General features: G+C 38.7%; 13 protein-coding genes. 3 read left to right on the top strand and 10 right to left on the bottom strand.

Features of this window, described 5'->3' with window-relative positions; translation table 11 throughout:
* Positions 1–15 precede the first annotated feature (15 nt).
* Positions 16–699, top strand: a complete 684-nt coding sequence (locus tag R3E32_26100; GenBank protein MEZ4888229.1) for a hypothetical protein — start codon at positions 16–18, stop codon at positions 697–699.
* On the opposite strand, the gene R3E32_26095 is transcribed toward R3E32_26100, so the two are convergent.
* The gene (locus R3E32_26095) at positions 696–3,143 is read right to left on the bottom strand and encodes a thiamine pyrophosphate-dependent enzyme (GenBank protein ID MEZ4888228.1); all 2,448 of its coding nucleotides are present in this window, start codon (positions 3,141–3,143) and stop codon (positions 696–698) included. The genes R3E32_26100 and R3E32_26095 overlap by 4 nt on opposite strands.
* Before the next feature lie 203 nt (positions 3,144–3,346).
* Here R3E32_26095 and R3E32_26090 point away from each other — a divergent pair, with 203 nt between their 5' ends.
* Both R3E32_26090 and R3E32_26085 read left to right on the top strand, forming a co-directional pair.
* A complete protein-coding gene (locus R3E32_26090) occupies positions 3,347–3,559 on the top strand; it encodes a hypothetical protein (protein MEZ4888227.1) in 213 nt (70 codons plus the stop codon).
* 192 nt (positions 3,560–3,751) lie between these two features.
* Positions 3,752–4,003 (top strand): hypothetical protein, encoded by a 252-nt coding sequence (locus tag R3E32_26085; GenBank protein ID MEZ4888226.1) that lies wholly within the window; start codon positions 3,752–3,754, stop codon positions 4,001–4,003.
* A 175-nt stretch (positions 4,004–4,178) separates the two neighbouring features.
* Here the strand turns inward: R3E32_26085 and R3E32_26080 are convergent, their stop codons facing one another.
* The 9 genes from R3E32_26080 to R3E32_26040 all read right to left on the bottom strand — a co-directional run bounded on the left by R3E32_26080 (position 4,179) and on the right by R3E32_26040 (position 12,492).
* Positions 4,179–4,532, bottom strand: a complete 354-nt coding sequence (locus tag R3E32_26080) for a hypothetical protein (protein MEZ4888225.1) — start codon at positions 4,530–4,532, stop codon at positions 4,179–4,181.
* Positions 4,533–4,561: 29 nt separating this feature from the next.
* Entirely contained in the window at positions 4,562–5,029 is a 468-nt protein-coding gene (locus R3E32_26075; protein ID MEZ4888224.1) for an HAD domain-containing protein, read from the bottom strand.
* A 245-nt stretch (positions 5,030–5,274) separates the two neighbouring features.
* Positions 5,275–6,687, bottom strand: coding sequence for a TolC family protein (locus tag R3E32_26070; protein ID MEZ4888223.1), 1,413 nt, complete (start codon positions 6,685–6,687; stop codon positions 5,275–5,277).
* Between the two features lie 8 nt (positions 6,688–6,695).
* Entirely contained in the window at positions 6,696–7,079 is a 384-nt protein-coding gene (locus R3E32_26065) for a hotdog domain-containing protein (protein MEZ4888222.1), read from the bottom strand.
* Positions 7,080–8,453 carry an HlyD family efflux transporter periplasmic adaptor subunit gene (locus tag R3E32_26060; GenBank protein MEZ4888221.1) on the bottom strand — a complete coding sequence of 458 codons (1,374 nt, stop codon included), beginning with the start codon at positions 8,451–8,453 and terminating at the stop codon, positions 7,080–7,082. It lies immediately after the preceding gene.
* A gap of 13 nt (positions 8,454–8,466) precedes the next feature.
* The gene (locus R3E32_26055) at positions 8,467–10,104 is read right to left on the bottom strand and encodes an ABC transporter ATP-binding protein (protein ID MEZ4888220.1); all 1,638 of its coding nucleotides are present in this window, start codon (positions 10,102–10,104) and stop codon (positions 8,467–8,469) included.
* A 196-nt stretch (positions 10,105–10,300) separates the two neighbouring features.
* Positions 10,301–11,032: a thioredoxin family protein gene (locus R3E32_26050; GenBank protein ID MEZ4888219.1), complete on the bottom strand. Its 732-nt coding sequence runs from the start codon at positions 11,030–11,032 to the stop codon at positions 10,301–10,303.
* 108 nt (positions 11,033–11,140) lie between these two features.
* A complete protein-coding gene (locus R3E32_26045) occupies positions 11,141–11,824 on the bottom strand; it encodes a DUF2927 domain-containing protein (protein ID MEZ4888218.1) in 684 nt (227 codons plus the stop codon).
* 14 nt (positions 11,825–11,838) lie between these two features.
* Positions 11,839–12,492, bottom strand: coding sequence for a hypothetical protein (locus R3E32_26040; protein ID MEZ4888217.1), 654 nt, complete (start codon positions 12,490–12,492; stop codon positions 11,839–11,841).
* Between the last annotated feature and the right edge of the window lie 71 nt (positions 12,493–12,563).

Genomic DNA, 12,563 nt, shown 5'->3' with positions numbered 1-12,563 from the left:
AACACAAAGACAATAATGGCTAAAAATCGAAACAAGAGAAAAAAATCCAGTGGTGGTGCACCTGTGAAGTTGCCTCCTCAAAAATACATTCAAACAAGGGCCAGAAAACTGCCTTTTTACAAATGTTTTGTAAATACAGACTGGGATGATACAGGAATGGCAATAGTAATCGTTTCCCGTCAGCAAGGCGGGGACAAGTTGGTAGTAGGTTTGTATTTGGTAGATACTTGGTGTTTAGGATTGAAGGATACGCATTATCATTTTCGAATGGATAACTTTGAATTTGACAATGACCTTCTGCTTGATATATATAACAGCAAACATTTAGAAGTGAAAGAAATAGATTCAGAGTATGCTCAAAATATAATTTATGGAGCGATTGAATATGCGGAGGATTTGGGCTTTTCACCTCACAAAGACTTCAAACTAACCGAATATATTTTAGACCCTTCGGACAGCATTGAGGTCATAGACTTAGAATTTGGTAAGGATGGAATGCCTCTTTACGTGAATGGGCTTAATGACAATGTGGAAAAAATAATTGCTACTTTGGAACGAAATGTAGGTTTGGGTAATTTCCATTACACCATTGGAGGACAAACTTTTGGAGAATACGACGACGATGATTTTGAAGAAGAAGAAGATTTTGAAGACAACGATGATGACTTTGCAGAAGACATTACTTATGAGGAAGTCTAAAAAAACAAAGGATACTGCTTAGGCAGAACTTCATGCATAATTCCATATACTTTCTCGACTACATCTTCAATGTTTGGTTTGGAGTAATAGTCTCCATCTGAACCATAAGCGGCTCTATGTGCTTTTGCAGTAAGGGTAGCAGGCGCAGAATCAAGCCATTTGAATCCACCTTGTACTTCTATGATTTGCTGCAAAATAAATGCAGAGGCACCGCCAGGTACATCTTCATCTACAATCAATAAGCGATTGGTTTTTTGAAGAGACTTCAAAATGTCATGTTCCAAATCAAAAGGTAGCAAGCTCTGAACATCAATTACTTCACAACTAATTTTCAGGCGTTCTTTTAAGCGTTCTGCTGCTTTTTCTACGATTCTGCAAGTAGAACCATAAGTGACAAGGGTAATATCTTTGCCTGCTTGAAGTACCTCTACCTTACCCAGAGGGGTTTGCATATCAGCGATATTTTCAGGTTTTTTTTCCTTCAAACGGTATCCGTTCAAACATTCTACAACCAAGGCGGGTTCATCCGATTGCAGCAAGGTATTGTAGAAACCTGCTGCTTGGGTCATATTGCGTGGAACCAAAACATGCACACCTCTTATTCCATTCAGAATCATTCCCATAGGAGACCCTGTATGCCATACTCCCTCCAAACGGTGTCCACGGGTACGGATAATCATTGGGGCTTTTTGACGGCCTTTGGTGCGGTAAGCAATGGTAGATAAATCATCTACAATTGGCTGCATTCCGTAGATAAAATAATCTAAGTATTGAATTTCTGCAATAGGTCGTAAACCTCTCATTGCCAACCCTATTCCTTGCCCCATAATGGTGTTTTCTCGAATACCTGTGTCAAAAATTCGCTCGATGCCATACTTTTCTTGAAGCCCTGCAAATGCTTGGTTAACTCCTCCAATATGTCCTACATCTTCACCAAAAGCCATCACTCTTTCGTCCCTTGCAAAAGCTGCATCAAAACACTGATTCAAAATTTCGTAACCACTTATCAATTGAAGAACATCACCGTAAGCAGGTTTTACTTCACGAACATTTAGAGCAGATTCTTCTGTTTGACTAAACAAATAAGAACTGTACGTTTCCTGATTGGCCGCTTGAAATTGGTTTTTCCAGTTACGGAGTTCATTTATCAATGGATGCTGCTCTTGGTACAGTTCCATCAACAAATTTCGAGCAGACTGTGCGATGTCTCTCAATGTTGGGTGAATTTCTGCCAGCAATGATTCTCTTGCATCCATGACCGCCTTTTTGTTGTGCACATTGGGATGCAATCGGTCGTATAAGTTTATCAAATTTGCAATATGTTTCTTCAAAGGCTCATTGAAGTCACTCCATGCCTTTCTCAAACCTGCCCTTGCTTCTGTCTTTGCCTCTCTTTCTTTCTGCAATAATTCTTCCTTCGTTGCCAAGCCATTTTGTAAAATCCACTCCTTCATTTTCTTATTGCAGTCCCATTCCTTTTCCCATGACAAGCGTTCTTTGGTTTTGTAACGCTCATGAGAACCACTGGTCGAATGTCCCTGTTGCTGAGTCACTTCCATCACATGAACGATAGCAGGGATATGCGTTCTACGCACTTTCTCGGCAGCCTCTTGATACACCTTACAGAGATTTGGATAATCCCATGCTTTGACTGTGTAAATATCAAAACCAGCCTTATCTTCCGTTCTCTGGAATCCACTCAAAACCTCCGAAATGCTTTCTTTGGTAGTTTGATACTTCTTAGGAACCGATATACCATAGCCATCGTCCCAAACAGAAATCAACATAGGAACTTGCATCACTCCAACGGCATTGATGCTCTCCCAAAAAGGGCCTTCACTCGTACTCGAATCTCCAATAGTCACAAATACTACTTCATTCCCTTTGTTGCTGAATTGACTCATAGAATGTAAAGCAGGAATCGAACGGTAGGTTTTTGAAGCCAATGCTAAGCCAACTGCTCGGCTCATTTGACCAGCAGTAGGCGCAATATCAGCAGAAGAATTGTACTGCTCCATTAGGTTTTTCCAATCTCCATTCTCGTCTAAACTATGCGTTGCAAAATGGCAATTCATTTGACGACCAGCAGAATGTGGCTCTTCTTCAGGATTGGGATTGGCGTATAACTGTGCGAATAAATGGGAGGGTTCTGACAGTCCTAAAGCAAGCATAATTGTTTGGTCACGGTAATAACCCGACCTAAAATCACCCCTTCGAAAAACTTTTGACAATGCTATCTGTGGTAATTCCTTTCCGTCTCCTAAGATGCCAAATTTTGCCTTTCCTGTAAGCACTTCTCGCCTTGACAATAGACTAATTTCTCTACTGAGTTGGGCAATAAAATAATCGTTTAGAAGGGATTTTTTATCTTTGAAATAAATATTTTCATCACTCGTAATAGGCTGTTTGTTATCTAAGAAAGATGAAACTGTTGGTAGCTCCATAGGTTTTCGGGAATGTGTTTAAGACTGTCTTTACAACTTTTTTGAGAAGGGTTTTGTTCAAAAAAGCAGAAAATTTTGAAGCTGCAAAGGTAGCCATTCTACCTGTTTTATCCTCCTATCAGTCCTAATTTAGTATAGTTTGACTGCTTACTTCACTGCTCACTTTTTTTGATCCTCCTTTTCGGTATTGGAATCGGATTGAAGTGAGCGAACCGATTACAGCAGACATCAAAGGCTACAAGTGGCTGTTTTATGGGAAACCCAAAAAACAGGACAGTGTTTGGCTGTGGAAAAGATCGGGTTTATTTACAAGAGAATTTGACTATTACCAAACCCAAAAACCTGCAAAACGCAACTTCAAGGACAATACTTTTGTGATGATATTGGTTTCCGCATTGATTGTTTATATTACTTAAACCCACCCCTTACCCCTCCCAAGAGGGGAATTTCCCACTTGGCACAAGTATTCCCCTCCTTGGAGGGGCAGGGGTGGGTTGCGATTTATTCCTTTTTAATGTGAAGACCTATAAATGGGCTTTGCTTTGTATGTCCTGTCCTCTTGTGCAGATGTAGCTGCCATCTTGGATTTCAACCAAAAGACAGTTTTTGTGGGAGAAGAAACCGGAGGAGGATATCAAGGAAATACAAGTGGATTGATCCCCGAAGAAGAGTTATCTTCTGGAATTGTGGTGGCCATTTCCCTACTGAAGTATGTCAATGTAGTGGATCAAAAAGCACATTTCGGACATGGAACAATACCCGCTTATCCCATTGTTCCTTCAATCAATATCATATTGAATAAAAAAGATTTAGTGTTGAAGAAATTACATGAGTTGATTGAAAAACAGAACAATTTGTAACTTTCTAAAAAGTCTTTGCGCTGGAGTTGTAAAATCTGTTTTTTTATCACATTTGTGAATATTCGCCCAAGAAGCGATACAACTTACCAACAACAGTATCAAAGACTTTGACCTGCAAATCTATTGAGGTTTTGATTTTGAATAAGTGAGGCGAGGATAAAGACGTGATATAAAATTATATTTTAAAACAAAAAGAAATGGTCTTCAAGTTGTAAATTTGCAGATCAAAAATTTTCCGTTTTTCATATCTAATCTTAAAGCCAAATGACTCAATTCTATCTTCAATTTCATCCAGTACTGAAAATATTTGGTCGTTAATCACCTCACAAAACTCTTCAAATATTGCTACTTGTTCATTGGTAAATGAATGGTTAATAATAGAGCCTTCAACCAAATTGCCTTCTTTTGTAGTAATTATGATTTCTGCTCTTTGAACACCTGTTTTATCTTCAAGTATTTGAATCATTTTTTTGTTTATATTAAAATATTTTAGTTTTTCACAGAGATATTTTTTAGTGACTGAATCCAATGTACCACTTTTTATAGCAAAAATCAAAGTCAGCAATCCCCGAAAGAATTGCTGACTTTGATTTTCGCTTCTTTGAGTTTATCTCGGTCAAATCCTTTCAACAACTCTGTTAATACCAATTTACTTTTTTCTTCTAAACCACTCAAACTCTTATCATCATCAATAATAAGGTAATTTTCGATAGCTTTTTCTACTAAAAAATATTCAATTTCCTCTCTTCTCGAAAGCCTGTATTTGTGAATGGGTAGAAAATCTATTATTTCCCCTTCAATACTGCGATTCTTAAAAATCTGGTTAAATTCTTCCAATGACTTTGTAGTCCTTCTTGCGGAACTCAACCATATTTCAAAATCTGAAAATTGCAGTAATTCATTGAGGTTCTGTACTACTTTCGGGTTGAAATCGGAATATCCATCTGCATGAATCCTATCTTGTTTCCAAGGTGGAGTCGTAATAAGCACACCATCTAAATCCAGTATCAAAATCGTCTTTTCCATTTCAAATTAATTATCAAACTACTGCAACTCCACAATCAACACTTTATTCGCTGCAATATCCCAATTACAACCCGCTTGGAAGTTATTTTAGATGCTTTAGGATTGTCAATAAAACAATGTCCCAATTTAGATTTTGGAAGTTTTTCTTCAATGATATGGCATGTATGAAAATCTGTATGCTTTCAAAAGAAAACTCCCAAAGGCTTCGTGTCATACAAGAAACATATATTCCTTCACCTCATCATTTACTCCACCTCACCCAAAAAATTCCCGCCAAAAAACAAATACTCCACCTTCGCCATTTGGTATTTTGCGGTCAATTCGGTGAGTTTGATACTTGATTCGAGGTATTTTTCCTGTCGTTTATTGAGCAGAAAAACCGAACTTTCGCCAAAAGAAAACTTCGTTCTTTCGGCATTCAAGAGAACTTCATAGTTGCGAACATTTTGGGATTGAAGGTTTACCTGCTGTTCCAATAGGACTTGTTTCGCCAAAGTCGCTTGCAGTTTGTTTTGCAGGGTATTTCGTTTGGCGACAATATCCAGTTCTACTTCCTTAATTTTGAGTTGGTTTTCTTGAACAGCTGCCCTTTCACTCCTCATTAGCAAAGGCATCGAAAAATCAAAACCCCATTTGTAGTTGGAAGTCGAATAATTGGGTGCAAGACTGTTTTCAGAAGTATTCAAAAGCGGATTGTATTTTACCTTCAATTTCGGTCTGAGTTTGTCCCTTTTCACCACTCCTTCAATTTCATATTGGGATATTTTCAGTTCCTTCTCCAAGATTTCGGGATGATTGTCCATCATTTGCATCAAAGGCACTTCTACGGGTAGGGTAAAATCTGTTTCATTGAAGTTTTCGGGGATGGTCGAAGATTGAAGTTCAAGCGGCACTTGGTCGTACCACAAAAAATTCTCCAATTGCTGTTGGGTACTCAACAAGTTTATTTCATTGCTTTGAAGCTGATTCACACGGTCTTGCACAATCAGAAAAGCCTCCAAAGTATCAATTGCAGGTTTGTCGCCATTCCGAAACAGTTGTCGGGTAGCTTCCAAATATTCTTCCGCCAAAACCCTGCCTCCTTCAATAATTTGCTGCGTATTGAAGACCAATTGCCAATTGAAGTAGGCCTGTGAAGCAGCAAACAGCAGCTCGTTGAGCATCATTTTACGCTCATTTTCTGCTGCCTTTTGAAATACTTCGGCTTGCTTCAATGCAGCCCTTCGCTCGTCTATCCGCAGTCCTTGCAGCAAATTGGCTTCAATACCTAGCGCCCAAAGTCCATTTTTATCGGTCTTATTTTCGGGATTCAAAAATACACCTTCCGTGTTCTCATACCCCCCTGCAATGGTCAATCCATACCATGTAGGAATCTGAAACCCCGCTTCAAAAATTTTATAGTAGTGCTTGTCGGCAAAGTATTTTTCGTTCCAATTGGAGGACAACTTGGGGTCAAACTTACCTTTGGCAGACAACCAGGCTGCTTCTGAAAAATCGGATTGAAGGTCTGCTTGTTGAGAGAGCGGATGATGCGCCAAGACATTTTTGAGAAAAACATTGTAGGTCAATACAATCGAATCGTTTTGTGCCGAACTCGAAACACTCCCTATTAAAAAACAGCCTATTGCAGCAATGTGATACAAAAATGATTTCTTCATTCCTAAATTTAGTCTTTCCGTAATTCCATGTTTTCTAATGTCTTGCCATGTGGCGTAGCGACTCCATTTTCATCTACTTTCACAAACACAATGTTGTCAATTGTGATGATGGTTTTCTTGCTGAATACATTTCTGACTTCACACGAGAAGGTGATGGAAGTCCGACCAATCGCCTTGAATGCCAAGCCAATTTCGACCACATCGCCTTGTTTGCCCGAACTTACAAAGTTAATTTCAGACATGTATTTGGTAACGACCTCTTTGGAGTCGAGTTTGGTCATCGCATAGATGCCCGCTTCCTCGTCTATCCATCTGAGGAGTGCGCCGCCAAAAAGGGTGTTTCGGGCATTGAGATCTCCTGGCTTGATAAGTTTTCGGGAATAAAATTGCATTTACTTCACAGATTTTAAGGGTGCCTTGCGTTTGATTTCGGATTCTTTCGCCCCTTTTTCATAAAAATCGGGGGGAAAGCCATTGAGTTGTCGCCACAGTTCGTACCACAAAGGTACATCATTGAGCAGAATAAAAGCCCTTGTGCCAGAGCCAACTCTCAACAAACTCGGCCAAGGCTTTTCAGAATCGTTGGGCGAAATAATCAAACGGTATTTGTTATTATCGCTGATAAATTGGTCAATCGCAAAGACTTCACCAGAGAAAGTGCCAAAAGAGGAATTGGGCCATCCACTGAATACCATTGCAGGCCATCCGTCAAATTGCAGTCGAACATTTTTGCCTTTTTCGAGTAGCGGCAAGTCTTGAGGTTTGACATACATTTCTACCGCTAAGTCATACACATCGGGCATAATCGTCACAATGTCAGTGCCTTCTTTGATGATTTCACCCAGTCCTTTTTTGATGGCTTTGGTGACATAGCCAGCCTGCGGAGCGGTGATGTAGTAGAGTTTTTGACGTTCGCTGTAATTGCTCAGTTGGTTTTGAAGTTTTGAAGTTGTTGCAGTAGCATCGAGTTGATTAGACAATGCCGAAAACTTATCCGATTGCGATTTTGCCAACTTGTCTGCATAGTCACTTTGGACTGCCGAAAGTTCAATTTGAAGGTTTTGCAGTTCATTTTTTTGAGCGAGCAGCTTGTTTTCTTGCACCGTCACTTTGGCTTGTGTTTCCTGCCATTTCAGCTTTTTGGTTTCCAAATCGGTCAAAGATTTCAAGCCCTTTTCGTAGAGTTCATTTGTCCGCACAAACTGCTTTTCGGCAATGTCTTGGTTTGTTTTGAAGGCTACCAAATCCATGCTGTCGCTCGTAATTTTCATGTAAGCCTGCCTGATTTTGTTTTCTGTTTGCTGCAATTTGAACTTACGGGCTTCGAGTAATGCGCCGTATTGTTCCTCCAAAGATTTGACTTTACCCGCATACGACCCCACACTTTCCGATTTTGCATTGACCTGTTCCTGTGTTCGTTCCACCAATTCGGGGTCAAAATACTCACTTTTCACCTCCGACACATACACAATGGTATCGCCAGCCTCAACGAAATCGCCTTCTCGGACAAACCATTTTTCGAGTTTACCTGAAATAACCGACTGAATAGCCTGCGGTTTTTGGGCGGGTGATAAGGTGGTGACATAGCCTTTTCCTTGAATATTTTGAGTCCAAGGAAGAAACAGACAGATGACTGCAATGGCGATGATTCCCAATGCAACGTACAGTGGCAATCTGCTTATTTTCTTCTTACGTAAGAGGTTAAATGCCTTAGAATTCTGCAAATTAACCAATGCGTTTATGCTGTTTTCCGAAATATTTAGCATGGGTTATTTTCTTCTAAGTGAGTTCAATAATTTGTGTACTTTTTTTCCTCCAATAAGGATAATCTCCCACCACCAAAACCGTCCAAGTGTGTCTTGGGTGCATGATATAGTCTATGATTTGGTTCTTTTCGCTATCCTCTACCGACTGCAATGGATCTTCCATAATCACAAGTTTGGGTTTGTGAACAATCGTTCGGGCAATCAAGAGTTTTTGAATGACGCTTCTAGGCAATTGTTTTCCCTCTGGTTTGATAGATGTATCTATACCTTTAGGCTGTTTGCCAATGTATTGCTTCAAACCTAATTGGTTGATGACTTCAAAAAAATCTTCGTTTAAAATAGACCTGCCCATAGTGATATTTTCATAAATCGTTCCTTCAAAAAGTTGATTGGAGGGAAAATAGAATCCAATGTTTTCAAATAATTTTTCCTTTTTGAAGTTGTGAATCGGCATCTCATTCATCAATATTTCTCCTTCGTCAAAATCGAAAAGTCCTGCAATAAGATGCAGCAAGGTAGATTTTCCGCTTCCACTGTTTCCTGCAATCGTCACCTTTGCGCCTGCTTCGATGGAAAAAGAAAGATCTTTGATAAGTTTCTGCTTCATGTCTGGATAACCAAATTCCAAATTGTTCACTTCCAAAGAAATGCCACTTTCGGAAGGTATGGATAGGTCTCCTTCTTGTTGGTCTAAGTCCAAATCGGTTACATAGCCTATTTTCTCCAAGGCGGTCAATACATCATAGATTGTGTCAATAATTCGGATGATTTTTTCGACAGAGTTGATAATCAAAATAATGATGATTTCGGCTGCTACAAATTGACCGATATTCATTTGCTCTTGAAAAACCAAAATACTCCCTAATACCAACAATCCCGCAGCAACAATGATTTTGAAGCCAATGAAATATTGAAACTGCCCCATTAAAACTTTGAAGTGTTTTTCTCTTGCCTCCAAGTAATTGATGGCAATGTCATCGGTTTTCTGCAAATGAAAATTAGTATCCGAAGCGAGTTTGAAGCTCTTATTGGTTCTTGCCGTTTCCTCCAACCAATGCGCCAATTGGTACTTGTATTTGCTTTCTTTCAAGCTCGTTTCCAAACCTTTTGGCCCTGTTATTTTAAAAATCAGCCACAGTATGAAACAAAGAAAAATTCCCAAAATGATGAAATAGGAACTGTAAACCGCTAACAAAAGGAGTCCGAAAATGACCTGAAAGGATGCCAAAGAGAAATCAATCAATATTTTAGGCAGTCCTTTTTGGATGGTTAGTGTATCGAAAAATCTGTTGACCAATTCAGGAGCGTGAATTTGATCCAATTCAGAAAGTTTGATTTTGGGAATTCTAAAGGCGAACTCAAAAGAAGAGCGGGCGAAAATATTTTGTTGAATATCTTCTACAATACGCAGTTGGAGTACCTGCAAAGTACCCGTAATCGCAATGCCAATCAATACAAAACTGACCAATATCATCCAAGAGGTGGAAACTTCACCTCCTTGAATAAGATTAATAATTGCCTGTATTCCAAGCGGGAGCGAAAGATTGACCAAACCATTCAAAACTGCATATAAATAGATTTGATAAATCTCTTTTTGGTAGGGGGTCAGCAGTTTCCAAAATCTCATTACAGGGCTTACACCTTCTCTCATAGTATTAAAAGTCCGTAATTTATGCTGTATATTGTCTTATGTTGATACAATAGAAGCACTAAACAACTTTTACCAAAAAATAGTTTAGCTCCAATAATTGAATAGGAGCTAAACCTAACACGAGTCTTTCTGCTTTCAGCCTATTAGGTTGAAGACAAATAAGTATTTCAATTTCAGAATTTTAGCAAAAATAATCTTATGGATTACTCTCCTTTGCTTTTAATTTGCGTTGCTCCAACATTTTCTTCAAATCATCTTGATTCATTTTGGTATTTCCTCTTGGAGGACTTTGAGGAATAGGAGAATCATAATTTTGAAGGAACTGGGGTAAGGTCATACTTGTATAATGGTTTTCGGCAATAAATCGGGTGATACCATCAAAACCATTTGCATCTTTGTAGCCTGCATAAGCGTCAATGCGTTTGAGGTTTTCGTCCAAAAACGCCACAGTTGGGTAGCCTACTCGACCGCTTGGCTTGTCACCCAAAATCAATTTGTAGGTTAGTTCATTCGTACCTCTCCTTCCTTTAGGTACAAACTTGTATTCTTTGCCACCAAAATTGATGCTCTCTTGTTGTTCGGCATCGAATTTTACTGCATGGAAATTTTCATTGATATATTCGGCTACTTCGGGATAAGAAAACGTGTTTTTATCCATACGTTTACACCATCCACACCAACTTGTGTATAAATCTACCAAGACTTTCTTGGGTTTGGCATCCATTGCAGCAGGCAGATCTTCCATGCTGATCCAATTTACCTTTCCATTCATTTCTACAGAATTAGCAGCCGAAGTAGGCTGAGAATCTGTTTTTTGTGTAGTAGTTTCCGTTTTATCACCATTTGTTTGTTCCGTTTCACCTGTACAGGCAGTTAATAGCCATGCACAACAGACAAACATCACTCCTATTTGACCTATATTTTTCATTGCTTTTATTTTTAGTGTGTTTGAAATAATAACAAAAATACAATGATTTAAGGATTTTACAAAACGAAGTATTGTCTATGCCAATTCATTTTTAAACTATTGGCAAACTCAATTTGTATCACCACATAATAACAATAGCACATCTTTTGCTTGTCCTCCTATAGGTATATTTGTATTGTAAAGCAGTTGAATCAATTGCTTGTCCATTTCAGAAAAAGAGGTAGAATAGGATTGCCCTTCATAAAAGATACTTTTTTCATATTGCCATGAATCGGTCAATAATCCAAGACTTTGGGTGATTTCCTCTCTTATTGTATGCACCCTTTTCATAGGGTCTTTGATTCGATTTGATATGAGTATATTAGCTTTATAGATTTGATAATTGGGGTAGTGGTAAACAAATGTAATCCCGTTGAGAATGGGGTTATCAGCATCTTTGAAGTAGGTTTCCGTGATCTGAAATGTTTGGGGGCTGGTAAAAAACAGATGTAGGTTGGGGTCTGTTTCGTCTAAATATATCTGAATTGGCTTGATTAAAAGATTCAATTCGTCGGTAAGCTGTCTAAGAATTGCGATGTCATTGACAGAAGGTGAACCGTGCACTGCAATGTGTATATCGGTCTGCCACTTGACAATGTGACTACTATTAGTTGAAGGATAATTGAGGGCAACTTCCATAAAGTAAGTCACCATTTCGGAAGAATATTCAGAAGAATTGCAAGGTATTAAAAAATTGGACTGACAACTATTGAAGGTAAAAAGAACAAAGAATAATATGAAAGAAAGCTTCAATTTACAGTTTTGACTTATGCTTGGCGAATCAGTTTTCGTATTTCTGTTTCAATTTCAATGGCTTGGTTTTCTTGTGTCAAATTGTTTACCAAGTCTATTTTAGCTCCATTTTGATTGACTCCTCTTACTTTATAAGTGGTAGTTCGTTGGTCTTCTCGTCTGGCAAATTGTAATTTTTCTGCAAAAACATCTCTCAGATAACGGTTGTCAATCACTTCACGCTGACCACCAAATATAGGCAGAATATTTTCCCAACTGTTTACCAAAAGCTTTTGAGAGGTTGCTTTTGGACTGCCAAAAAGAGCAGCTACTAAAAAGTATGTAAGATAAAAACCTATTGCAGTAATTACTCCCAACATACTAGCCAATACGATATAACCCTTGCTGGCACAGGTTATGGAGAAAATCAAAAAGCTAAAATTCCAAAATACCATAAATACCAACAGAAAGGTGTGAATGAATTGTTCTGATTGCATCATTCTGTTCAGAAAACCTTGTGTTTCCTCAATCGGCAGACCATTTCTCACTGTATCATTTGTAGAAAAGGTAAATACGCCATCGCAGTGACCACATACAGCCACACCAGCATCTCGGTTTACATTCTCTGACCCTACGTTTACACCACAGCTACTACACTTTAGGTCAAGGTCATCTATTAGATTCGTCATTACTTTCTTTCTTTGCGTTCTCAATCTGTTAATATCTGTTCTGTTGGTATTTTTCTAAAAAAGTCGAAAAA

This window comes from Chitinophagales bacterium, from assembly GCA_041392475.1.
Classification (GTDB): Bacteria; Bacteroidota; Bacteroidia; order Chitinophagales; family UBA2359; genus JAUHXA01.
This window is presented reverse-complemented; position numbering and strand designations above follow the sequence as displayed.